Here is a 22,334-nt window from a genome sequence, read left to right on the forward strand (position 1 = left end):
CAGGATGCGCGCGAACAGATGGGGGAAGCGCTTCCGTGACCGTCACTCTCCTCGCGCCGCGGCTCATCCTCTCCGGCGGTGGCTCGGTTTCCAAGGTGGCGGAGGTGCTGGCACAGCTCGGCCTCTCCCGCCCGCTGGTCGTCACCGATCCCTGGATGGCCTCCTCCGGCACGGTCGAGCGGTGCCTGGAGCCGCTGCGCGCCGCCGGCATCACCCCCGGCCTGTTCCACGAGACCGTGCCGGACCCGACCGACGAGGTGGTGGCGGCGGGCGTGCGCGCCTTCCGCGCCGGGGACTACGACTGCCTCATCGGTTTCGGCGGGGGCAGCCCGATGGACACGGCCAAGGCCATGGCCATCCTCGCGGCCGCGCCGGAGGGGGTGCATATCCGCGCCTTCAAGGTTCCGGCCGGGGCCAACAACGGCGCGGTGCCCGTGATCTGCATTCCCACCACCGCCGGCACGGGCAGCGAGGCCACGCGCTTCACCGTCATCACCGATACCGCGAATGACGAGAAGATGCTCATCGCGGGGCTCGGCGCCCTGCCGCTGGCCGCCATCGTGGACCACCAGCTCACCTGGACCGTCCCGCCCCGCACCGTGGCCGATACGGGGGTGGACAGCCTCACCCACGCGCTGGAGGCCTTCGTCAGCAGGAAGGCCAACCCGTTCAGCGACGACTACGCCCGCCTCGCCATGCGCCTGATCGCGCCGAATCTCCGCCGCGCCTATGCCGATGCCCAGAACGGCGGGGGCGGCGCGCGGGACGAGGAAGCGCGGGAGGCGATGATGCGGGGGGCCATGCTCGCGGGCCTCGCCTTCTCCAACGCCTCCGTCGCGCTGGTCCACGGCATGTCCCGCCCGATCGGGGCGCATTTCCACGTGCCGCACGGGCTGTCCAACGCCATGCTGCTGCCGGCCGTGACCCGCTTCGGCCTGCAATCCGCCCTGCCGCGCTACGCCGAGGCCGCGCGCATCATGGGGGTGGCCGGGGAGGGGGAGGGCGACCAGTCCGCCGCCGCCCGGCTGGTGGAGGAGTTGGAGGCGCTGAACCGCGACCTCTCCGTGCCCAGTCCGGCATCCCACGGCATCGCGGCGGACCGCTGGGACGGGCTGCTGGAGACCATGGCCGCCCAGGCCCTCGCCTCCGGCAGCCCCGCGAACAACCCGCGCGTGCCCGATGCCGGGGAGATCGTCGCGCTCTACCGCGAGGTCTATGCCTGAAGCGGCCGCGCCCTAGCCGCCGCTGAGCGGCCAGGGAGAGGTCTCCCAGCGGCTGCGGAGATCACCGAGGTCCCGCATGGCCAGGGCGGACCAGGCCTCGGCGCCCAGGTGGTTCGGCAGGACGCCGCGCGCCTCCGCCTGGGCGAGGTATTCCGGGTCGGTCACGGCGGCGGCCATGGCGCGGGCGAGGCGCGCCGCCGCCTCGGGGTCGATCCCCGCAGGCGCCGCGATCCCGCGCCGGAGCGCGACCTCCACGGGCAGATCAGCCTCCCGCAGCGTCGGCAGTTCCGGCAGCAGCGGGTGGCGGGTGGCGGAGGCAATGCCGAGGACGGCGAGCTTCCCGTCCCGCACCGCCCCGATCGCCTCCGGCAGGGTGAGAAGGGCGGCGCCGACATTGCCGGCGATGGCGGCCTGCCGCGCGGCGGCGGCGGAGGGAAAGTGGAGCTGCTCCATCGGCAGGAGCGGCGCGAGTTCCGCCGCGGCGATGGAGGCCGCGCTGACCGGCGGCGGAAGCCCCAGGGGGCGGCTCCCCCCGCGCGCGCGCAGCGCCTCCAGCTCCGTCCCCGGCGGGGCGAGCAGGACGACGGGCTCCTCCGTCACCGTGCCGAGAAGCCGGATCCGGCCGAGCAGCGGCGCGGCATTCCGCTCGACCACGCGCGCGACGAGAAAGGGGGTGGCGGCATAGGCCAGGACGGACCCGTCGCCCTTCGCTTCCGCGAGGTCGCGGATCGCGCCCAGCCCGCCCTCGCCGGCGCGGTTCACCACGCCCACCTGCACCCGCTTGAGATGCCGTTCCAGGAAGGGGGCGAAGCCGCGCACCCAGAGGTCCGCCGCGCTCCCCCCGGCCGCGCCGACCAGCAGCGTCACGGCCCGCGGCCTCGCGACGGCCGGGGTGTAGGGGATGGAGAACTGCGCCGCCGCCCCGCGCGCGCCGGCCGCGGCCAGGGCCAGCGCGCCGAGCAGCGCGCGCCGGGTGGTCACCCCCGGCGTTCCGCGACCGTGCCGCCGGCGCGGGCCGGTTGCGGCGCGGCGGGCCTGGCCGCCGCCTCCGTGCCGCGCCGCAGCCGGTTCTCCCCGAGGAAGAGGAGGATGGGTGCAGCGATGAAGATCGAGGAGGAGGCGGAGACGACGATGCCGAAGAGCATCACCCAGGCGAAGCCCGCCAGCGCGTCCCCGCCGAAGAGCGCCAGCGGCAGGGCGGAGAGGAACAGCGTCATGGAGGTGCCGAGCGTGCGGTTCAGCGTCTCGTTGATCGAGCGATCGATCAGTTCGCGCAGCGGCATCGTCTTGAACTTGCGCAGATTCTCCCGCATCCGGTCATAGACCACGACCTTGTCGTTGGCCGAGAAGCCGATGATCGTCAGGATCGCCGCGATGGTGGTGAGGTTGAACTCGATCCGCGTGACGGCGAGGAAACCTACCACCTTCGTCGTGTCGAGGATGAGGGTGACGATGGCGCCCACCGCGAACTGCCACTCGAAGCGGAACCAGATGTAGATCAGCATCGCGCCGAGCGAGATGCCCAGAGCGATCAGCCCGCCTGTGAACAGCTCGTCCGAGACGCGGTTGCCCACGGCCTCCGTGCGCAGGATGCGCGTGCCGGGCGCCGCCGCCTCGAGCGCACCGCGCACCCGGGACACGGCCTGCTGGGTGGCCGCCTCCTCTCCCTGCACGGGCAGCCGGATGAGGACGGTGGAGGCGTCGCCGAACTCCTGGATGCCGACATCGCCGAGGTTCAGGCCGGAGACGGCGCCGCGGAGACCGCCGAGATCGGCCGGGCCCGGGGTGCGCGCCTCCATGATGATGCCGCCCCGGAAGTCGATCCCCTGCTCCAGCCCGGGATGGAAGGCGAGGATCACCGAGCCGATGGAGAGGATCGCCGAGACGACGAGCCCCGCGATCCGGCCGCGCATGAACTGAATGCGCGTGTCGTCCGGAACCAGCCGGAACAGGGGGCGGAGGAAGCCGGGCATGGGTTTCTTCCCTCTCAGACCGGCAGCTCGCGCGGGCGGCGCGCGCGGTACCACCAGGAGACGAGCAGGCGGACGAGGGTGGTGGCGGTCCACATCTGCACGATCGTGCCGATGGCGACCGTGACGGCGAAGCCCTTCACCGGGCCGGAGCCGAAGGCGTAGAGGCAGACCATGGCGATCAGGTTGGTCAGGTTGCTGTCCATGATGGTGCCGGAGGCCTTGGTGAAGCCAGCCTCCAGAGCCTGGATCGGCGTGCGCCCCGCCCGCGTTTCCTCGCGGATGCGCTCGTTGATCAGGATGTTGGCGTCGAGCGCCGTGCCGAGGGTGAGCACGATGCCCGCGATGCCGGGCAGGGTCAGCGTCGCCTGGAGCAGCGAGAGGGCGCCGATCATCAGCAGGATATTCACGAGCAGCGCGATATTGGCGAACCAGCCGAGCAGCCCGTAGGCGAAGCCCATGTAGAGGAAGACGAAAGCCGCGCCGGCTGCGAGGGAGAGCATCCCCGCCCGGATGGCGTCCGCCCCCAGCTCGGGCCCGACCGTCCGCTCCTCCACCACCGTGAGCGGGGCGGGGAGGGCGCCGGCGCGCAGCAGCACGGCCACGTCATTCGCCGTGCGGGCGTTGAAGCTGCCCGAGATCTGCCCGCGCCCACCCGTGATGGGCTCGCGGATGACGGGGGCGGTGATCACCTTTTCGTCCAGCACGATGGCGAAGGGCCGGCCGACGTTCTGGCGCGTCACCTCGGCGAAGCGGCGGGTGCCGACGGAATCGAAGGTGAAGTTCACCACCCACTCGCCGTTGCGGCTGTCCTGCCCCGCGCGGGCATCGGAGAGGTTGGCGCCGTCCACCTCCACGCGGCGGCGCACGGCGTAGCGGCCGGGAAGCTGCCCGCCCCGCTCCTCGCCGGCCAGGAACTGCACCCCCGGGGGCGGGGCGCCGCCGGCATTCGGGTTCGCGTTCTCGTCCAGCAGGTGGAAGGTCATGCGGGCGGTGCGGCCCAGCAGGTCCTTGATGCGGTTGGGGTCCTCGACGCCGGGGAGCTGGACGAGGATGCGGTTCTGCCCCTGGCGGGCGATCAGCGCCTCGGCCACGCCGGTCTCGTCGATGCGGCGGCGGACGATCTCGATGGACTGCTCCACCGCCCCGCCCGCCCGCGCCACGAGTGCGGCGTCCGACAGGGTAGCGGTCACCGTGCCGTCGGGGTTCGTGGCCACAGCGATGTCGGGCTCGGTCACCCCGGTGGCGGAGCCGCGCACGGGGACGGGGATGGCCAGCTCGCGCAGCTGCGCCGCCGCGGCCTCGGCCTGGGCGGGATCGCGCACGCGGAGGGACAGGCGCCGGTTGTTCGGGTCCCCGGCCAGGTTGAGGTAGCCGATATTCCCCTGCCGCAGCCGGGTCCGGGCGGCGTCCGTGAGGCTCTCCACCCGTTCCCGCACCACCGCGTTCATGTCCACCTCCAGCAGGAGGTAGGACCCGCCACGGAGGTCGAGGCCGAGCGAGATCCCCCGCGCCGCCCATCCCGGCAGGGCCGAGCGGGGGACGAGGTTCGGGACGCAGAGAAGCAGGCCCAGGGCGATGACGCCGAGGATCGCGGCGACCTTCCACCGCGCGAAGTACAGCATGGCCTTTTCGGCCCCCCGTCAATTAACTGGCGTTATGCCCTGGAAACAGGGCCGGAACATGCGGCCCGGCCGCCCCCGATGCAACCCTTGCGCTTCCCTGCTACAGGCCGCGCGGTTACGAAGGGATCAACGTCACCATGCGGCTCCGTCTTGGCATCCTGGGCGCCGGGCATTTCGGCCGGTTCCACGCGCTGAAAGCCGCCAAGGGGCCGCGCTTCGAGTTCATCGGCCTGCACGACGCCAGCCCCGAGCGCGCCGCCCTGGTGGCCGGGGAGGCCAGCTGCCCCGCCCTGTCGGCCGAGGAGGTGATCGGCCGCGCGGATGCCGTCATCGTCGCCGCCCCTACCGCCTTCCACCACGGCCTCGCCCATGCGGCCCTGTCCGCGGGCCGGCACGTGCTGGTGGAGAAGCCCATCGCCGCTACGCTGGAGCAGGCGGACGACCTCGTCGCCCTCGCCCGTGCCAAGGGGGTGGTCCTCCAGGTCGGGCAGCTCGAACGCTTCTCCGGCGGAATGCGTGCCCTTCGGCAGGAGGGCGGGCTCGCGGCCCAGATCGGGCGGCCGCTGTATATGGAGGCGATCCGCATCGCCCCCTTCCGCCCGCGGAGCCTGGACGTTTCGGTGGTGCTGGACCTCATGATCCACGACCTCGACCTCGCCCTCGCCCTGGCGGGCAGCCCGCTGGTCGGGGTGGACGCGGTGGGGGCCAGCATTGCCTCGCCCACCATCGACATCGCCAATGCCCGGCTGCGCTTCGGCAACGGCGCCGCCGCCACCATCACCGCCAGCCGCGTCTCGCTGCACATGGAGCGCCGGCTGCGCCTCTTCGGGAGCGAGGGCTACCTCAACCTCGATCACCTGAAGCGCGAGATGATCCTCGTCCGGAAGGGGGAGGGCGAGGCGCTGGAGGAGGTCCCCGGCCACGGCCTCTCCCGCACTGCCTGGGCCGAGAGCGACAGCCTGGAGGCCGAGCACGCCTCCTTCGCCGCGGCCTGCCTCGACGGCGCGCCGGTGGAGGCCGATGGGACCGCAGGCCGCGCCGCCCTGGATGCCGCGCTGCGGGTGGAAGCGGCAGTGCGCGCCTCGCTGGAGGCGGCGCTCCCGGGCTGAGGCCGCCTCAGCGGCCCCCGGCGAGTTCCTCCAGGATCGGGCAGTCGGGCCGCGCGTCGCCGTGGCAGTGGGCGGCGAGGTGGCGCAGCGTGGCGGCCATGGCCGAGAGGTCCCGCGCCTTCGCCTCCAGCGCCTCCACATGGGCGAGCGCCACGCGCTTCACCTCCGCGCTCGCCCTGTTGCGGTCCCCCCAGAGGGCGAGCAGCCCCGCGATCTCGGCCAGGGAGAAGCCGAGGTCCCGCGCGCGGCGGATGAAGCGGAGCGCGTGGACATCCCCCTCGCCATAGTCGCGATAGCCGGAATCCCGCCGGGCGGCGGCGGGCAGCAGACCCACCGCCTCGTAATGCCGGATCATTTTGGCCGAGACGCCGGAGGCCTCGGCCGCCTCCCCGATCCTCATGCCTCGAAGCTCCGGAGCCGGAGCGCGTTGCCCACGACGAAGACGCTCGACAGCCCCATCGCCGCCGCGGCCAGCATCGGGGAGAGCAGCCCGGCCATGGCTACGGGGATCAGGACCACGTTGTAGGCGAAGGCCCAGAACAGGTTCTGCCGAATGTTGGCCAGCGTCGCGCGGCTGAGGGCGACCGCGGTCGGCACCCCGCGCGGGTCGCCGGAGATGAGCACGACATCGGCGCTCTCGATCGCCACATCCGTCCCCGTGCCGATGGCGATGCCGACATCGGCGGCGGCCAGGGCCGGGGCGTCGTTGATGCCGTCCCCGACGAAGGCGAGGCGCCCGGCGCCGCGCAGGCCGCGCACCGCCTCCACCTTGCCCTCGGGCAGCACTTCCGCCCTCACCTCGCCGATCCCGAGGGGGCGGGCGACCGCCTCGGCGGTGCGGCGGTTGTCGCCGCTCACCATGGCCAGGCGCAGGCCCATGGCGCGAAGGGCGGAGAGGGCAGGGGCCGCCGTCGGGCGCACGGGGTCGGCGACCGCGAGAATGCCGGCGAGCCGGCCATCAACCGCCGCATAGACCGGCGTGCGGCCGGCATCGGCCAGCCGCGCCGCCTCCGCCGCGAAGGGCGCCACCTCGAGGCCGAGCGCCGCCATGAAGCGGTCCGCCCCGACCTCCACGCGATGCCCGCCCACGCCCGCCCGCAGCCCCATGCCGGGCAGGGCCTGGAAGCCGCTCGCCGCCGGCACGGGGAGGCCGCGCTCCGTCGCCGCCTCCCGGATCGCACGCGCCACAGGGTGCTCGCTGCCGGATTCGGCACCGGCGATGAGGGGGAGGAGGGTGGCCTTGTCGAAGCCGGGGGCGGGGATGAGGTCGGTCAGGGCCGGGCGGCCCTCGGTGAGCGTGCCGGTCTTGTCCATGGCGACCACCGTCACGTCCCGCAGCGCCTGGAGCGCGGCGCCCCGGCGGAACAGCACGCCCAGCTCCGCCCCGCGCCCGGTGCCGACCATGACCGCGACCGGCGTCGCAAGCCCCATCGCGCAGGGACAGGCGATGATGAGCACGGACACCGCCGCGACCAGCGCCTCCGCCACCCCGCCCGCGAGGAGCAGCCAGCCGAGGAAGGTGAGGGCCGCGAGCGCCATCACCGCCGGCACGAACCAGCGCGTCACCCGGTCCGCCAGGGCCTGGATGGGCAGCTTGCCGCCCTGCGCCTCCTCCACCAGCCGCGTGATCCGGGCCAGCACCGTGGCCGAGCCCACGGCCGTGGCACGCAGGCGGAGGGAGCCCGCCCCGTTCACCGTGCCGCCGACCACGGCCTCCCCGGGGCCGCGCCGCACGGGAATGGATTCGCCCGTGACCATGGATTCATCGATATGGCTCTCGCCCTCCAGCACGAGCGCGTCGGTCGGCACGCGCTCGCCCGGGCGCAGGCGCAGCACGTCGCCCACTCGCAGGGCGGCGGCGGGGATCTCCTCCTCGCGGCCGCCGCGCTCCACCCGTGCGGTCGGGGGCTGGAGGTCCAGCAGGCGGCGGATGGCGGCCGAGGCCCGGCCGCGGGAGCGCGCCTCCAGCCAGCGGCCGAGGAGCACGAGCGCGACGATCACCGCCGAGGCTTCGAAATAGAGGTGCCGCTGCGTCTCCGGCACGAGGCCCGGCGCGAGGAGAACCACCGCCGAGTATCCCCAGGCCGCCAGCGTCCCGAGGGCGACGAGGCTGTTCATCTCCGGCCCGCCGCGGAACAGGGCCGGCCAGCCCGTACGGTGGAAGCGCAGGCCCGGGCCGAACATCGCCGCCGTGGCCAGGGCGAGTTGCGTCCAGTTCCAGGCCGGCCCGCCGACGGCGTGGTGAAGCGCGGGCAGGAGATGCCCGCCCATCTCCACCAGGAAGAGCGGCGCGGCGAGGAGGAGCGCGACGATCGCATCGCGCCGCAGCCCCGCCTCCTCGCCGCGCACGGGCGGGGCGGCGTGATGGTCGGGCGATGCGGCAGAGGGGGTGTCGTCGCCGGGCGAGGGCTCCGCCGCCTCGGGCGCGGGCTGGTAGCCTGCGGCGCGGACCGCCGCCTCCAGCGCGGGCCGGTCCACCGCCCCTGGCGCGTGGCGCACCGTGGCGCGGCGGGTGGCGAGGTTCACGACCGCCGCGTTCACCCCGGGCAGGGCGGCGAGCGCGCGCTCCACCCGGCCGGCGCAGGCGGCGCAGCTCATCCCCTCGACGCCGATCTCCGTCGCCTCCTCGGGCGAGGCGAAGCCGGCGCGGGAGATGGCGTCCCGCAGCGCCTCGGCGTCCAGCGCCTCTCCCTCCACCGTCACGCGGTGGGTGGCGAGGTTCACGGCCGCGCCGGAAACGCCGGGCAGGGCCGCGAGGGCGCGCTCCACCTTCCCGGCGCATCCGGCGCAATGCATGCCCTCGACGGGCAGGGTCAGGCGGCTGGCTTCGGCAACGGGCATCGCGGGCATCCTTCGCTGCCCGTCCAGATGGTGCTTCCCATCATGGGAAGGTCAAGGGGGGAGGCCCCTCTCAGGCCGCCTCCCCCTGGCGCCGCAGCCGCTCCGCCAGGAGGTTGACCTCGGCCCGCAGCGCCTCGCCCTGCAGCGCGACATCGCGGCTGGAGGCCCGCACGCCGTCCACCGCCTCGCCGTTGCCCTGCGCGGAGGCGCTGACATCGGCGACGCTCGCCGAGACGCGCCCCGTCCCCGCCGCGACCTCCTGCGCCGCGCGGCTCACCTCGCGCGTGGCCGCGCCCTGCTGCTCCACGGCGGCGGCGATGGCGGTCGCGATCTCGCTCGTGCGCTCCACCGTGCCGCCGATGCCCTGGATGGCCGTGACCGCGCGCGCCGTCACCGCCTGCATGAGGGCGACCTGCTCCCCGATCTCGCTCGTCGCGGTCGCCGTGCGGGAGGCGAGCGTCTTCACCTCCGAGGCGACCACGGCGAAGCCCTTGCCGGCATCCCCGGCGCGCGCCGCCTCGATCGTCGCGTTGAGGGCGAGGAGGTTCGTCTGCCCCGCGATCTGGGCGATCAGCGCGACGACGCTGCCGATCCGCTCCGCCCCTTCGGAGAGCTGGCGCACGGTCTCATCGGTGGCGCGGATCTCGGCCACGGCGCTTCCCGCGATGGCGGCGGTCTCGGCGACGCGGCGGGTGATCTCCTCAACCGTCGCGATCATCTCCTCCGCCGCGGCGGCGACGGTGCCCACGCCCGCGCTCGCCTCCCGCGTGTCGGTGGCGGCGGCCTCCGCCTGCGCGACCATGCGCTCGGCCGAGGCGGAGAGCGCGTCCGCCGAGCCGCCGAGGCGCTGCGACGATTCGGAGAGGGCGCCCGCGATGCTTCCGAGCGAGCGGTCCAGCTCAGAGGCCATGGAGAGCGCGGCCGCCCGTCGCTGCGCGGCGGCATGCGCCTCCGCCTCGGCCCGCTCCGCTTCCCGCGCGGAGGCCAGGCGCTCGATCTCCGCCGCGGAGCTCTCGGCCTGGCCGATCGCACTCGTGGCCTGCTGGCAGAGCCAGCAGAGGGCCGCCGCCTCGAAGATCACGATCACGGCGTGGAACACCACGCGCCCGAGATCCCCGCCGCCGGGAAAGACGAGGTAGGGCATGGCGTAGTTGAGGACGAGGTGGTGCAGCGCGATTGCCACCGTTCCGGCCAGCACCGCGCCCGCATCCAGCATGAGGGCACTCACGGCGAGCAGCGCGAAGAAGTACATGTGCCCGTCCGACTGCCAGGGATGCCCGGCCAGCTCCTCGATGAGAAGGGCGGGCATGAGGCAGAGGCCGACGGAGAGCGTGATCCGCGTCGCCGCCGTGCCCGGGCTGCACAGATGGGCGAGGCCCGCCACCGCCGCGATGCCGGCCCAGATCAGCAGGGGCAGGCGGAATTCCCCGCCGGCGAGAAGGCCCGAGGCGAGCAGCGCCGGGCCGTGCAGGAGGAGCGCGGCGAGGATCGCGCGCTCCGCCGCGCGGCGCAGGGCGCGGATGCGGACCCCGTCCGCGGTCGTCAGGAATTGGGAGAGCACGGTGTCTTCTCTTTCCAGGCCAGGCCGGGGCCGAAAGCGGAGCGGATGAGCGCGAGGTCGCCGCTCAGCACGGCGAGGCCCGGCGCGGGGAGGGAAACCAGGGCGATGCCGGACAGGGCCGGATCGCCGAGCGGGGCGAGGCCATCCGCGCCCAGCCGCACCAGGACCGGCACGCCCGCCACGGGGGCCAGCCTCGCGGCGGCGAGGGGGACTGTGGAGAGGGCGAGCAGGAGGGCGGCGGGAGCGAGGTCTCGGACGCGCATGACGGGCGTATGACGCTCGTTTAATGAAGCGTTCGTAAACGCCTGCCCGGTGCCGGAACGGGGCGCGGGATCAGACCTCCCGCGGCCCGCCCGCCCGGTTCTCCACCATCGCCATCAGGGTCTCCAGCGCGTCCGCCTCCTCCGCCGGCTTGTCCTGGCGGAGCCGCGCGATGCGGGGGAAGCGCATGGCCACCCCCGAGCGGTGGCGGGAGGAGAGCTGCGCGGCATCGAAGATCACCTCCAGCACGAAGCTCTTCTCCACCTCCCGCACCGGGCCGAACCGCCCGGTGGTGTGGTTGCGGACCCAGCGGTCGAGGAAGATCAGCTCCTGGTCCGTGAAGCCGGAATAGGCCTTGCCGACGGGCACCAGCTCCCGCGTGCCGCCGGGGTTCGTGCGCCAGAGGCCGAAGGTGTAGTCGCTGTAGTAGCTGCTGCGCTTGCCGTGGCCGCGCTGGGCATACATCAGCACCGCGTCCACCGAGAGCGGGGCGCGCTTCCACTTCCACCAGAGACCCTTCACCCGGCCGGGCAGGTAGGGGCTGTCGGCGCGCTTGATCATCAGCCCCTCGATCGAGGCCTCCCGCGCCGTGTCGCGCAGGGCGGAGAGGTCGTCGAGGCTGGCGAAGCGGATCATCTCCGAGAGGTCCATCCGCGCGGGCGCGTGGCGGGCGACCCAGGCCTCCAGCCGCGCGCGCCTGGCATCGAAGGGCAGGGCGCGCAGATCCTCCTCCCCGTCGAGCAGGAGGTCGTAGAGGCGGACGGCGACGGGGTAGTCCCGCATCAGCTTCGGGCCGATCACCTTGCGGTTCAGCCGCTGCTGCAGGTCGGAGAAGGGGGCCACCCGCCCGCCATCCGGCCCGTCCCGGATCACCAGCAGCTCGCCGTCGAGCACGGCGTGGAAGTCCATCGCCTCCGCGATCTCGGGGAAGGCGCCGGAGATGTCCTCCCCCGTGCGGGACCAGAGTCGCCGCCCGCCGGGGCCGGCGGTGAGCTGGACGCGGATGCCGTCCCACTTCCACTCCGCCCGCCAGTCGTTCGGCGCCGCCTCCACCGCCGCGATGTCGGGCGGCGCCTCCAGCGGATGGGCGAGCATGAGCGGGCGAAAGACGGGGGCGCCGGCCGCGTCCGGCCGCGGCCCCGTGCCCTCCAGCCAGCGGAAGAGCGGGATGTAGGGCGGCGCGACGCCGTGCCAGACCTCCTCGATCTCGCTCACATCCTGCCCCGCCCACTCGGCCAGCGCCGTCTTGGCCAGCCGCGCGGAGGCGCCGACGCGCAGCCCGCCGGTGACGAGCTTGATGAGGGCGAGGCGGCCGCCCGCGTCCAGCGTGTCCAGCCACCCCTCCAGCAGCGCCGGAACCTCGGCGCGCGAGGCCAGCTCCAGCCCCTCCACCACCTCGGAGAGGGCGGGCGGGGGGGCGTTCACCCCCTCCCGCGCGGGCCAGATGAGGGCGACGGTCTCGGCGAGGTCGCCCACATAGTCGTGGGAGAGGGCGAGCAGCACGGGGTCCACCCGGCTCGCCACGAGGTCGCGCACGATCGACGGCTTGGCGGCGGTGAAGGCCAGCTCCCCCGTCAGCGCGGCGAGGCCGACGCCCCGGTCCGGGTCCGGCTGCTCGGCGAACCAGCGCCGGATGAGGGCGATCTTGGCGTTGCGCCCGGGGGTGAAGACGAGCCGCTCCAGCAGATCGGCGAAGGCCTGCACGCTCATCGGCGGGTCTCCGGTGATCCCGGGCCGCGCGCCTCCAGGGCGATGCCCACGCGAAGCTCCGGCGCAACGGGTCGATGCGCCTCCGGTGCGGCGCTCAATGCGCCCCCCGGGCCTTGTCGGCCTCCTCCTCGGTGCTGGGTGCCTCGGGGGCACCCTCGTCCTCTTCGTCCCCGCGGCCGACGAGGTGCAGGGCGCGGCCGCGGATGCCGCGGAGGGAGAGCGCATGGACCAACGCGTCGTCCCGCCCATGCGTCACCCAGATCTCGGGGGCGCGGACCTCCTCTATCGTCTCCAGCAGCTCGTCCCAGTCGGCGTGGTCGGAGACGATCAGGGGCAGCTCCACCCCGCGCAGCTTCGCGCGCTGGCGCACCGTCATCCAGCCCGAGGCGGCGCAGGTGACGGGATCGGCCAGGCGCCGCGCCCAGGGCGTGGCCTCGGCCGAGGGAGGGGCGAGCACGATCTCCCCCGCCAGGATCGGCGGATGGCCGCGCTTCAGCCCCTTTGGCACGGGGCGCAGGTCGCCCAGCGGCACGCCGAGCGATTCGTAAAGGGTGCAAAGCTTCTCCACGGCGCCATGGAGATAGACCGGCCGGTCCCAGCCGGCCTCCCGCAACAGGGCGATGATCCGCTGCGTCTTCCCCAGGGCATAGGCGCCGACGACATGCGCGCGCTCGGGAAAGAGGGCCACGCTGTCCAGCAGCCGCCGGATCTCGTGCGAGTCCGGGGGGTGGCGGAAGACGGGGAGGGCGAAGGTCGCCTCGGTGACGAAGACGTCGCACTCCATCACCTCGAAGCCCGCGCAGGTCGGGTCTCGCCGGCGCTTGTAGTCGCCGGAGACCACGATCCGGCTCCCGCGCCACTCCAGCGCGACCTGGGCCGAGCCGAGGACGTGCCCGGCCGGGAGGAGGGTGATGCGGACCCCGTTCACCGTGACGCTCTCCCCATAGCCCAGGGGCTGCTGCACATCGCCGGCGCGGTCCTCGCCGAAGCGGGCGCGCATGATGGCCAGCGTGTCCGGCGTGGCCAGGACGGCGCGGTGGCCGGGCCGGGCATGGTCGGCATGGCCGTGGCTGACGACGGCCCGGTCCACGGGGCGGGAGGGGTCGATGTAGAAGCCCCCCGGCTCGCAGAAGAGGCCGAGGGGCGTCACGGTCATCCAGGTCTCGGGATGGGGCATGGCGGGGAGATGGCCGCGCCGGCCGGATCTGAAAAGGATCGGCGCGCGCCCGACCCCCTCCGCCATCCGGGAGGGGAAGCGCTACTCCGCCGCCTCGGCGATCTCCAGCAGGGCCTCGCCGTCGCGCCGCTCGCGGGCGCCGCCACTGCAACGCGCGTTGCCGAGCGCGCCGCTGCCCGGATTCGTCACCTGCAGCTTCGCCTGGACGCGGCAGGCCAGCCGGTCGCCGGAGGCGCCGCCGCCGTTCCAGCGGCGGATCGCGTCCGCCCAGTTGCCCAGCCTCTCGAAGTGGCCCCGGAGGTAGGAGGCGCCCCAGTCGGCCGCCCGCCAGGGGTCCAGCGGCCAGTCGGAGTTGCGGGCATGAACGCGGGCGTTCACCTGCACGCAGCCCGCCATGACGTACTGGTTCGGCCGGGCGGCGCGGTAGATCCGCCGCGCCTCCTCCGTGCTCTCGGGGAAGACGGCCCGGCCGCCGATGTTCATCGCATGGGCGTGCAGGCCGGATTCGGCCAGGGCCACGGCCACCATCAGCCCGTCCGGGATGTTATGGGCGCGCTCGGCCTGACGAACGGCGTCGAGGCAGGCCGCGCGGGGGCTGTTGATGTCCCGGCGCTCGACCGCGGGGCGGGCTCCCGTGCGGTTGGGCTGGCTGGTGCTGGCCAGGATGATGCCGGGCGCCAGCCCGTCACCGGCCCGGTCCGCCATCGTCGGATCGGGCGAGGCGTTGGAGAGACCGCCTGCCTCGGCGGCGAATTGGGAACTATCCTCGGCCGTCGCGCAGCCCGCCGCGAGGGAGCCGAGGCTGAGGACGAGGGTCGAGGCGAGCACGGCCCGGACGACGCCACGAGGGCGTCGAGGGGCAGGGCTCCCGGCTCGGGTCGGAGGGGCGCTCCGCGGCATCGCGCACGGGAACGCCGCGTTGAGCTGCCGGCCGGAGGGGGCCGACATTCGGGGCGCGGACGTCATGGCAAATGCGGTACCAGCAAGACGCAGGTCAGCGCAACCCAAAAGGCCGACGGATCATTCCGGCCAATGATAACGCGTTGACGAAACGAAAGTCCTCGGGCGGTGCGGCGCCAGTAATTCCATAACGTCTCGTTGTATGGTGGCGACGAAGTATTCGGTATGCATTGAGTACTTGAGATGGGCTTGGAAAGGAGGATTCGATACTGGTGAATACAGTAACGGCCGGAAGCGTGCGGGCATGCGCAAGCGCGCGCCAGCGAGGCGCGTAGCGGGGCGAACTGGTGAGGAGGGGGAAACCAGGGGTGGAATAAAAGATGACGGCGCTACCCGCAGTTCCGGGATGCATTGCATCCTGCGGAACCCATGGCGGGTAACGCCGTCTCTTCGTTTCCTTCCCCAAACCCGGCCCGTCTTTGACGGCGGCTGGGGAGTGTGTTGCACGGTCTTGTATAAGACACAAGACCCTTAAGGAAAAACAACACCCGGACGTGCATCGCCCCATGCGCTCCCGCAGGAGAGGTTCCGACGCGCTCTCGCCCTGACTCGGCGCGCGGTGATAGGCTCGTCCGAGTCACCACCTTCGGAAACGTCCCTTGAACGAGTTGCGTCGGCCCGACGCCCGCCCCCTCTATGTCCAGGTCGAGGCGATCCTGAACGAGCGGATCGTGTCGGGCGAGTGGAAGTCCGGCCAGGCCATCCCCGCGGAGCCGGAACTGGCGGCCGAGCTCGGCGTCTCCGCCGGCACGCTGCGCCGCGCGCTGGCCCGGCTGGAGCAGCGGCACCTGATCGAGCGGCGCCAGGGGCGCGGCACCTACGTCTCGCAGCAGACGAGCCAGCAGGCGCTCGGCCTCTTCTTCCGCGTGCGGAACTTCGCGGGGAAGCCGGTGCGGCCGGAGAGCTTCATCACGGGCGTGACCACCGGCCCCGCGACGCCGGAAGAGGCCGCGCGCCTGCGGCTCTCCCCGGGCGAGGCGGTCCACCGCATCGACCGCAGGCGCCACCTGGAAGGCGAGCCCCGGATCGCGGAGCGGATCGCCCTGCCGGCGGCGCTGTTCCCCGGCCTCTCGCTGCCGCTCGCTCCGAAGCAGCTCGGCGCCGAGATCTATGTCCACTACCGCAACGCCCACGGCATCATCGTGGTGAGCGCCGAGGAGGACCTCTCCGCCGCCTCGGCGACCGAGGAGGAAGCGGCCTTGCTCGGCTGCCCCGTCGGCGCGCCGCTGCTGCTGATCGAGCGCGTGACCTTCGATGCCGCCGGCCGCCCGGTGGAGCTGCGCGTGTCCCGCCTCGACACGCGGGCGCACCGCTACGCCGTGGAGATCGTCTGAAGCCGGCCGGCGGCCCAGCGCGCGCTGTCCGCCACCACGGGATCCTCGTCCTCCGAAAGGCGTAGCGCGACCGGCAGCAGGGACGCGTCGCCCGAATTGCCGATGGCGTTCAGCACGTTCCGCACGAAGCGCCCGCGCCCCACGCGCTTGATGGGAGAGCCGGAGAAGCGCGCGCGGAAGGCGGCGTCGTCCAGCGCCGCCAGTTCCGCGAGGCGGGGCGCGACGAGGTCCTCCCGCGCGACCAGCCCGGGCACCGTGGTCGGCGTCGCGAAGCGGTTCCAGGGGCAGACGGCGAGGCAGTCGTCGCAGCCATAGATCCGGTTGCCCATGCGCGCGCGCAGCTCCTCCGGGATCGGGCCGCGATGCTCGATGGTGAGGTAGGAGACGCAGCGCCGGGGATCGAGACGGTAGGGCGCGGGGAAGGCGTCGGTCGGGCAGGCAGCCTGGCAGCGCGTGCAGGAGCCGCAGCGGTCGGCATGCGGCGCATCGGGCTCCAGGGCGAGGGTGGTGTAGACCTCGCCGAGGAAGAGCCAGGAACCGTGCGCGCGGGAGACGAGGTTCGTGTGCTTGCCCTGCCAGCCGAGACCCGCCTGCTGCGCCAGCGGCTTCTCCGAGACCGGCGCGGTGTCCACGAAGACCTTTACGTCGCTCCCGGCGAAGCGCGCCACCATCCAGCGCGCCAGCGCCTTCAGCCGCGACTTCACGAGGTCATGGTAGTCCCGATGGCGGGCATAGACGCTGATCGCGCCGCGATCGGGCATTTCGAGATAGCGGAGCGGGTCGTCCTCCGGCGCGTAGGAGAGGCCGAGGGAGACGACCGACAGCGCCTCCGGCCACAGCGCCCGGGGATGGGCGCGCTGCTCGGCGCGGCCCTCCATCCATCCCATCTCGCCATGCATGCCGGCGGCCAGGAAATCGGCAAGGCGGTCGCGCACCTCCGGGCCGAGCTCCGCCCGCGCGAAGCCCACCGCGTCGAAGCCCAGGCGAAGGGCCTCGTCGCGGATGAGCGCGCGCGGGTCGGCCTCGTTCATCCCCGGCCGCGATAGGGCGGGACGCCCTGGTCGGGAATCCAGGCACCGGTAGGCGGCGCGCCCGTCTGCCAGAAGACGTCGATCGGGATGCCGCCGCGCGGATACCAGTAGCCGCCGATGCGGAGCCAGACGGGGGCAAGCAACTCCACCAGCCGCTTGGCGATGTCCACCGTGCAGGCCTCGTGGAAGGCGCCGTGGTTGCGGAAGGAGGTGAGGTAGAGCTTCAGGCTCTTGCTCTCCACCAGCCAGTCCCCGGGGATGTAGTCGATCACGAGATGCGCGAAATCCGGCTGCGCCGTGATGGGGCAGAGGCTGGTGAATTCCGGCGCGGTGAAGCGGGCGACGTAGTGGGTGCCGGGATGCGGGTTGGGCACGCGCTCCAGCACCGCCTCCTCGGGCGAGCCGGGCTGGGCGGTGCTGCGGCCGAGCATGGTCAGGCCGGATACGTCGTGGTTCATGATGTTGTCTCCTCCGGCGAGGGCGGCTCGGGCGGCGGGGCGTTCTCCCAGCGCGCGGCGATGGCGGCGGCCTCGGCCTCGAAGCGACCCTCCAGGATGGCGGCGCGGAGCCGTGCCGTGAGGGTCTGGTAGTAGCGGATGTTGTGCCAGGTCAGCAGCATCGGGCCGAGCATCTCCTCGGCCCTGATGAGGTGATGGATATAGGCGCGCGAGTGCCGTGTGCAGGCGGGACAATCGCATTCCGGGTCCAGGCTGGACGCATCCTCGGCGTGGCGCGCGTTGCGCATGTTCAGCACGCCGCGGCTGGTATAGGCGCGGCCGGTGCGGCCCGACCGCGTGGGGATCACGCAATCGAACATGTCCACCCCGCGCGCGACGGCGCCGATGATGTCGGACGGCGTGCCGACGCCCATGAGGTAGCGCGGCTTGTCCTGCGGCAGCATGGGGACGGAGAAGTCGAGGGTGCGGAACATCTCCGCCTGCCCCTCGCCCACGGCGAGGCCGCCGATCGCGTAGCCCTCGAAGCCGATCTCGGTCAGGGCGCGCGCGCTCTCCGCCCGCAGGTCCTCGAAGATGCTGCCCTGCTGGATGCCGAAGAGGCCGTAGCCGCCGCGCGGCGTGAAGGCCTCGCGCGAGCGGGCCGCCCACTTCATCGAGAGGCGCATGCTCTTCGCCGCGTCCTCGAGGGTGGCGGGGAAGGGCGTGCACTCGTCGAAGCACATGGTGACATCGGCGTCGAGGAGATGCTGGATCTCGATGCTGCGCTCGGGCGTGAGCCGGTGCCTGCTGCCGTCGATATGGCTCTGGAAGGTCACGCCATCGGCGTCCATCTTCCGCAGCCCGGCGAGCGACATGACCTGGAAGCCGCCGGAATCCGTCAGGATGGGGCCGTGCCAGTCCATCAGCCGGTGCAGCCCGCCCAGCCGGCCGACGCGCTCGGCCCCGGGGCGCAGCATGAGGTGATAGGTGTTGCCGAGCACCATGCGCGCCCCGGTGGCGCGCACGGCGTCCGCCGTCATGGCCTTCACCGTGCCCGCGGTGCCCACGGGCATGAAGACGGGGGTGGGCACCTCGCCATGGGCAGTGTGCAGCGTGCCGGCGCGGGCACCGCCGTCCCGGGCCTGGAGGGTGAAGTTCAGCGGGCCGTTCACGCGCCCGCCCCTGCGCCGCCCGGCGCGGCCTCCGCGTCGTTGCGGTCGATGAGGCAGGCGTCGCCATAGGAGTAGAAGCGGTAGCCGGCCCCGACGGCGTGGGCATAGGCCGCGCGCATCCGTTCGGTGCCGCCGAAGGCGCAGACGAGCATGAACAGGGTGCTCCGCGGCAGGTGGAAGTTGGTGAGGAGGAGGTCGGCGCCGTGGAAACGGTGCCCGGGCAGGAGGAAGATGTCGGTCAGCCCCCGGAAGGGACGGGTGATGTTGTCGCTCCCCGTCGCGGTTTCCAGCAGGCGCAGCGCCGTGGTGCCGATGGCGACGACGCGGCCGCCCCTGGCGCGGGTCTCGTTGATCGCGCGGGCGGCCCTCTCCGTCACCTCGCCCCACTCGGCGTGGAGGCGCTGCGCGCGCGGGTCCTCGCCGCGGAGGGGGAGGAAGGTGCCGGCGCCGACATGCAGGGTGAGGGTGGTGCGGCCCACCCCGCGCGCCTGAAGCGCCTCCAGCAGGGCCGGCGTGAAGTGAAGGCTGGCGGTGGGGGCGGCGACGGCGCCGGGCACGCGGGCGAAGATCGGCTGGTAGTCCTCCCGGTCCTCCGGGCGCGGGCCCTCCGGCCGGGCGATGTAGGGGGGGAGGGGGATTTCCCCGGCCCGCTCCAGCGCCGCGGCCAGCGCCGCCCCGTCCGGCCCGAAGTCGAGCCGCACGGCGCCGCCCTCGGGCGCGTCCACCACGCGGGGGGCGAGCTCCGGCGCGCCCTCGATGCTGAGCACGTCGCCCGCGCGCAGCCGCCGGGCGTTGCGGACCAGCGCGTGCCAGGTGCCGTCGGCCTCGGCGCGGTTGAGCATGATCTCCACCCGCGCCTCGCCGCGCCGGGCGCGCAGCCGCGCGGGGATCACCCGGGTGTCGTTGACCACCATCAGGTCGCCCGGGCCGAGCAGCGCGGGCAGGTCGCGGACCGAGAGGTCCTCCCGAGCCGCGCCGATCCGCAGGAGGCGCGCGGAATCCCGGGGGCGGGCGGGCGACTGGGCGATCAGCGCCTCGGGCAGGTCGAAGGCGAAGTCGGACGTGGCCAGGGGACGTTCGGAGAGGGGAGGCAAGGGGGATGGGCCGTCGGATGGGGCGGGGGCGGGTAGCCGCTCCGGGCCGCGGGAGCAAGCTTGGGGAACAAAAGATTTCAAAATAGTTAATGCCGATTCGTATTGAAGCCCGGCGGCGGATGTCTCAGGAAAGAGATCGTTAGCGATTGGTGAACGAATCGTGCGGACCGGTCCCTTCCTGCTGCCTCCCCTCGGCCCGCTGCCCCCCGCAGGACCCCTGGCCGAACCCCTGGCCGTGATCGCGCTGGCCGCCGCCACGGCGGAGAGCGGCACCGAGCCGGATGGCCGCGTCCTGCACCACCTCATGCTCCTCGCGCAGCCCTTCGCGGCCGGGCAGGGCGCGGCGCCGCTGGCGGATGCCGCGCCGGGCGAGGCCTCGCCCCTCCCGGCCGCGTCCCCCGGCCCCGCCCCGGTGGCGCCGCTGGGGGTGACCGAGCCGATCATGGCCGAAACCGCGGAACCAGTCACGGAAGGGGGGGCGGAGCAGGCCACGGCCGGAACCGCGGAGCCGGTCCCGGAACGGGGCCCGGAACAGGCCATAGCCCCCGAGGTATTGACGGCCCCAGTTCCGTCCACCCCGCCGGTCGTCGGGACCGGTCCCGTGCCCGCTTCCCACGCCGAACCCGTGCAGCCGGTCATCACCCCCGCGCCGCCTTCGCCCGACACGGCGCTGAGCGTCCCGCCTCCCGCGCCGCCCCCGGCCGAGCGCTTCCTGCGCGGCGGCGCCGGGGACGACCTGCTGGCCGGCGGCGATGGCGACGACCGAATCGATGGCGGCGAGGGCGCGAACCGGCTGAGCGGTAGTGGCGGGGCTGATTCGATCACCGCGGGCGCCGGGGCCGACACGATCCTCGGCGGCGCTGGGAACGACGCCATCAATGCGGGCGACGGCGACAACCGGATTGAGGGCGGCGCCGGGCATGACATGATCCATGCCGGGGGTGGCAGCGACCTCATCCTCGGCGGCGCGGGCATGGACCTCGTCTCCGCAGCGGCCGGAGACGACACCGTGCTCGGCGGCGAGGGCGACGACTTCCTCCTCCTCGGCGCCGGGGATGACCTCGCCGAAGGCGGGGAGGGGAATGACCTCGTCCTCGGCCAGGCCGGGCGGGACAGGCTTCTCGGCGGCGAGGGCGCGGACACGTTGTCCGGCGGTGCGGGGGCGGACAGGCTGGACGGCGGGGCGGGCGATGACCTTCTCATCCTCGCGCTCGCCGATCGCGACCCGGGAGGGGACATCCTCATCGGCGGCGCGGGCTGGGACAGGCTGCGGATCGAGATCGATTCGGCCGACTGGGCCGATGCCGGGCTGCGCTCGGCCGCCGCCTCGCTCGCCCGCTGGATCGCGGGCGGCTCGGCGGGGGATGCGGCCTTCACCGATGCGCGGCTGGGGCTCACTCTCTCGGGCGTGGAGGCGCTGGAGGTCCTGGTGAACGGCGCCGCGCCACCGCCCTCCGACTGGCAGCTCTGACGCTGGAGCCCGCCGCCGATTTGTGCGGTGCGGCGGGGCGCCCCTAACCTGCGCGCGGCATCGAGAATGAGGGGTCGCGCATGAGGGTTGATACGGATCGCTTCCTGGCGGACCTGCAGGCGCTCAGGCGCTTCGGCGAGTTCCGGACGGGCGTCCACCGCCCGACCTTCTCCCCCGAGGACATGGAGGCCCGCCACTGGTTCATCTCCCGCCTGCGCGAGGAGGGGCTGGAGGCGGAGATCGACGGGATCGGCAACATCCTCGGCCGCAGCCCGAAGCCCGGGCCCCATCTTCTCGCGGGCAGCCATCTGGAAAGCCAGAACGAGGCGGGATGGCTGGACGGCGCGCTGGGCTGCGTGGCCGCGCTGCATCTCGCCGCCGCCGGCCTGCCCGTGGACGTGGCCGTCTTCTCCGACGAGGAGGGGCATTACGGCAGCTTTATCGGCAGCCGCTCCTTCACCGGGCTGCTCGAGGAGGCGGAGATCGACCGCCTCGCCAACCGCTACCACGGCAAGCCGCTGCGCGAGGCGCTGCGCGAGGCCGGGCTGGAGGGGCGCCCGCGCCTGGCCGTGGAGCGGGACCGCTACAAGGCTTTCCTGGAGATGCATATCGAGCAGGGTCGGCAGCTCGAGAAGGGCGGGCTCGGCATCGGCGTCGTGACCGGCATCGTCGCCATCTGGCAGTGGAAGATGACCATCGAGGGCCAGCAGAACCACGCCGGCACCACCACCATGGCCGAGCGGCGGGATGCCGGGCTGGCCGCCGTGCGCCTGCTCGCCATGATCGACGAGGAGTTCCCGCGCCACTGCGCCGAGCGCACGGTCTGGACCGCCGGGCGCATCGCCCTCACCCCCGGCGCGCCGTCGATCATCCCCGGCCGCGCCGAGATCCTGTTCCAGTACCGGGACGTGGACATCGAGGTGCTGCGCCGGCTGGAGGAGGTGCTGCGCCGCTGCGTCGCCGAGAGCAACCGGCGGGAGCGCTGCACGGCGACGCTCGAAGCCCTCTCCCTCTCCACCCCCGCCGTCAGCGACCCCGCGCTGCAGGACGCGCTGGCGGATGCGGCGGAGGCGCTGGCGCCCGGGCGCTGGCAGCGCATGCCGTCAGGGGCGGGGCATGACGCGCAGTACCTCGCCCGGGTCATGCCGGCCGCCATGCTCTTCGTGCCCTCGATCAACGGGATCAGCCACCACTGGACCGAGGACACGAAGGAGGAGGACCTGGCTCTCGGCATGCGCGTGCTGGCCGAGGGGGCGCGGCGGATCCTCGCGGGGTAGGGCCGGCCGCCCTCGGCCCGGTCGCGGATTCCATCCCTGGAAACGGGGGCGCGTTCGTTTCGCGAGTTCGACGAAGCGTGA

The 22,334-nt window shown here is 73.4% G+C and carries 19 protein-coding genes; 5 read left to right on the plus strand and 14 right to left on the minus strand.

The features are described from left to right. The first annotated feature begins 35 nt into the window (after window positions 1-35). A complete protein-coding gene (locus FHS87_RS08915) occupies window positions 36-1,223 on the plus strand; it encodes an iron-containing alcohol dehydrogenase (protein WP_184516576.1) in 1,188 nt (395 codons plus the stop codon). Window positions 1,224-1,235: 12 nt separating this feature from the next. Here the strand turns inward: FHS87_RS08915 and FHS87_RS08920 are convergent, their stop codons facing one another. Genes FHS87_RS08920 through secD form a run of 3 tightly spaced genes read right to left on the minus strand, consistent with a single transcriptional unit; the run spans window position 1,236 to window position 4,818 of the window. Further along, window positions 1,236-2,204 carry a tripartite tricarboxylate transporter substrate-binding protein gene (locus FHS87_RS08920; RefSeq protein ID WP_184516579.1) on the minus strand — a complete coding sequence of 323 codons (969 nt, stop codon included), beginning with the start codon at window positions 2,202-2,204 and terminating at the stop codon, window positions 1,236-1,238. Beyond that, window positions 2,201-3,196: a protein translocase subunit SecF gene (gene secF / locus FHS87_RS08925; protein WP_184516582.1), complete on the minus strand. Its 996-nt coding sequence runs from the start codon at window positions 3,194-3,196 to the stop codon at window positions 2,201-2,203. Before secF ends, FHS87_RS08920 begins: the two co-directional genes overlap by 4 nt. Window positions 3,197-3,210: 14 nt before the next feature. Beyond that, window positions 3,211-4,818 carry a protein translocase subunit SecD gene (secD, locus tag FHS87_RS08930; protein ID WP_184516585.1) on the minus strand — a complete coding sequence of 536 codons (1,608 nt, stop codon included), beginning with the start codon at window positions 4,816-4,818 and terminating at the stop codon, window positions 3,211-3,213. A gap of 137 nt (window positions 4,819-4,955) precedes the next feature. Between secD and FHS87_RS08935 the strand changes: the two genes are divergently transcribed. Beyond that, window positions 4,956-5,927, plus strand: a complete 972-nt coding sequence (locus tag FHS87_RS08935) for a Gfo/Idh/MocA family protein (protein ID WP_184516589.1) — start codon at window positions 4,956-4,958, stop codon at window positions 5,925-5,927. A gap of 7 nt (window positions 5,928-5,934) precedes the next feature. Here FHS87_RS08935 and cueR read toward each other — a convergent pair whose 3' ends face one another. From cueR to FHS87_RS08970, 7 genes are all read right to left on the minus strand, one after another. After that, entirely contained in the window at window positions 5,935-6,327 is a 393-nt protein-coding gene (cueR, locus tag FHS87_RS08940; protein ID WP_184516592.1) for a Cu(I)-responsive transcriptional regulator, read from the minus strand. Further along, entirely contained in the window at window positions 6,324-8,768 is a 2,445-nt protein-coding gene (locus FHS87_RS08945) for a heavy metal translocating P-type ATPase (RefSeq protein WP_221299717.1), read from the minus strand. Before FHS87_RS08945 ends, cueR begins: the two co-directional genes overlap by 4 nt. Window positions 8,769-8,838: 70 nt before the next feature. Continuing rightward, complete coding sequence (locus tag FHS87_RS08950; protein WP_184516600.1) at window positions 8,839-10,329, minus strand: methyl-accepting chemotaxis protein; 1,491 nt, start codon at window positions 10,327-10,329, stop codon at window positions 8,839-8,841. Next, window positions 10,311-10,592: a hypothetical protein gene (locus FHS87_RS08955; protein WP_184516602.1), complete on the minus strand. Its 282-nt coding sequence runs from the start codon at window positions 10,590-10,592 to the stop codon at window positions 10,311-10,313. Before FHS87_RS08955 ends, FHS87_RS08950 begins: the two co-directional genes overlap by 19 nt. Window positions 10,593-10,662: 70 nt before the next feature. Beyond that, complete coding sequence (locus FHS87_RS08960; RefSeq protein WP_184516605.1) at window positions 10,663-12,300, minus strand: cisplatin damage response ATP-dependent DNA ligase; 1,638 nt, start codon at window positions 12,298-12,300, stop codon at window positions 10,663-10,665. A gap of 94 nt (window positions 12,301-12,394) precedes the next feature. Beyond that, complete coding sequence (locus FHS87_RS08965) at window positions 12,395-13,456, minus strand: ligase-associated DNA damage response exonuclease (protein ID WP_246418268.1); 1,062 nt, start codon at window positions 13,454-13,456, stop codon at window positions 12,395-12,397. Window positions 13,457-13,558: 102 nt separating this feature from the next. Beyond that, the gene (locus tag FHS87_RS08970) at window positions 13,559-14,305 is read right to left on the minus strand and encodes a transglycosylase SLT domain-containing protein (protein ID WP_312861938.1); all 747 of its coding nucleotides are present in this window, start codon (window positions 14,303-14,305) and stop codon (window positions 13,559-13,561) included. A 731-nt stretch (window positions 14,306-15,036) separates the two neighbouring features. Between FHS87_RS08970 and FHS87_RS08975 the strand changes: the two genes are divergently transcribed. Further along, window positions 15,037-15,771: a GntR family transcriptional regulator gene (locus FHS87_RS08975; protein WP_184516610.1), complete on the plus strand. Its 735-nt coding sequence runs from the start codon at window positions 15,037-15,039 to the stop codon at window positions 15,769-15,771. Here FHS87_RS08975 and queG read toward each other — a convergent pair. Genes queG through queA form a run of 4 tightly spaced genes read right to left on the minus strand, consistent with a single transcriptional unit; the run spans window position 15,750 to window position 19,481 of the window. Next, window positions 15,750-16,802 carry a tRNA epoxyqueuosine(34) reductase QueG gene (gene queG / locus FHS87_RS08980; RefSeq protein ID WP_184516613.1) on the minus strand — a complete coding sequence of 351 codons (1,053 nt, stop codon included), beginning with the start codon at window positions 16,800-16,802 and terminating at the stop codon, window positions 15,750-15,752. The two genes, FHS87_RS08975 and queG, sit on opposite strands and share 22 nt — an antisense overlap. Beyond that, complete coding sequence (gene queF / locus FHS87_RS08985; protein WP_221299718.1) at window positions 16,799-17,260, minus strand: preQ(1) synthase; 462 nt, start codon at window positions 17,258-17,260, stop codon at window positions 16,799-16,801. Before queF ends, queG begins: the two co-directional genes overlap by 4 nt. Continuing rightward, window positions 17,257-18,411, minus strand: coding sequence for a tRNA guanosine(34) transglycosylase Tgt (gene tgt, locus FHS87_RS08990; RefSeq protein WP_184516616.1), 1,155 nt, complete (start codon window positions 18,409-18,411; stop codon window positions 17,257-17,259). The genes queF and tgt overlap by 4 nt, the downstream gene beginning before the upstream one ends. Next, window positions 18,408-19,481, minus strand: a complete 1,074-nt coding sequence (gene queA, locus FHS87_RS08995) for a tRNA preQ1(34) S-adenosylmethionine ribosyltransferase-isomerase QueA (RefSeq protein WP_456306610.1) — start codon at window positions 19,479-19,481, stop codon at window positions 18,408-18,410. Before queA ends, tgt begins: the two co-directional genes overlap by 4 nt. A 184-nt stretch (window positions 19,482-19,665) precedes the next feature. Between queA and FHS87_RS09000 the strand changes: the two genes are divergently transcribed. Next, on the plus strand, window positions 19,666-20,976 hold the full coding sequence (locus FHS87_RS09000; RefSeq protein ID WP_312861939.1) for a calcium-binding protein: 1,311 nt from the start codon (window positions 19,666-19,668) through the stop codon (window positions 20,974-20,976). 80 nt (window positions 20,977-21,056) lie between these two features. Continuing rightward, entirely contained in the window at window positions 21,057-22,253 is a 1,197-nt protein-coding gene (locus FHS87_RS09005; RefSeq protein ID WP_184516622.1) for a Zn-dependent hydrolase, read from the plus strand. The last annotated feature ends 81 nt before the right edge of the window (window positions 22,254-22,334 follow it).

The sequence above is a fragment of the Muricoccus pecuniae genome, assembly GCF_014199205.1.
Lineage (GTDB): Bacteria > Pseudomonadota > Alphaproteobacteria > Acetobacterales > Acetobacteraceae > Roseomonas > Roseomonas pecuniae.

Excerpts from the sequence above, each read along its gene's own strand:
- FHS87_RS08935 (WP_184516589.1), top strand. The coding sequence starts at position 4,956 with ATGCGGCTCCGTCTTGGCATCCTGGGCGCCGGGCATTTCGGCCGGTTC.
- FHS87_RS08945 (WP_221299717.1), bottom strand. The coding sequence starts at position 8,768 with ATGCCCGTTGCCGAAGCCAGCCGCCTGACCCTGCCCGTCGAGGGCATG.
- FHS87_RS08965 (WP_246418268.1), bottom strand. The coding sequence starts at position 13,456 with ATGACCGTGACGCCCCTCGGCCTCTTCTGCGAGCCGGGGGGCTTCTAC.
- cueR (WP_184516592.1), bottom strand. The coding sequence starts at position 6,327 with ATGAGGATCGGGGAGGCGGCCGAGGCCTCCGGCGTCTCGGCCAAAATG.
- queG (WP_184516613.1), bottom strand. The coding sequence starts at position 16,802 with ATGAACGAGGCCGACCCGCGCGCGCTCATCCGCGACGAGGCCCTTCGC.
- FHS87_RS08960 (WP_184516605.1), bottom strand. The coding sequence starts at position 12,300 with ATGAGCGTGCAGGCCTTCGCCGATCTGCTGGAGCGGCTCGTCTTCACC.
- queF (WP_221299718.1), bottom strand. The coding sequence starts at position 17,260 with ATGAACCACGACGTATCCGGCCTGACCATGCTCGGCCGCAGCACCGCC.
- FHS87_RS09005 (WP_184516622.1), top strand. The coding sequence starts at position 21,057 with ATGAGGGTTGATACGGATCGCTTCCTGGCGGACCTGCAGGCGCTCAGG.
- FHS87_RS08955 (WP_184516602.1), bottom strand. The coding sequence starts at position 10,592 with ATGCGCGTCCGAGACCTCGCTCCCGCCGCCCTCCTGCTCGCCCTCTCC.
- secF (WP_184516582.1), bottom strand. The coding sequence starts at position 3,196 with ATGCCCGGCTTCCTCCGCCCCCTGTTCCGGCTGGTTCCGGACGACACG.
- secD (WP_184516585.1), bottom strand. The coding sequence starts at position 4,818 with ATGCTGTACTTCGCGCGGTGGAAGGTCGCCGCGATCCTCGGCGTCATC.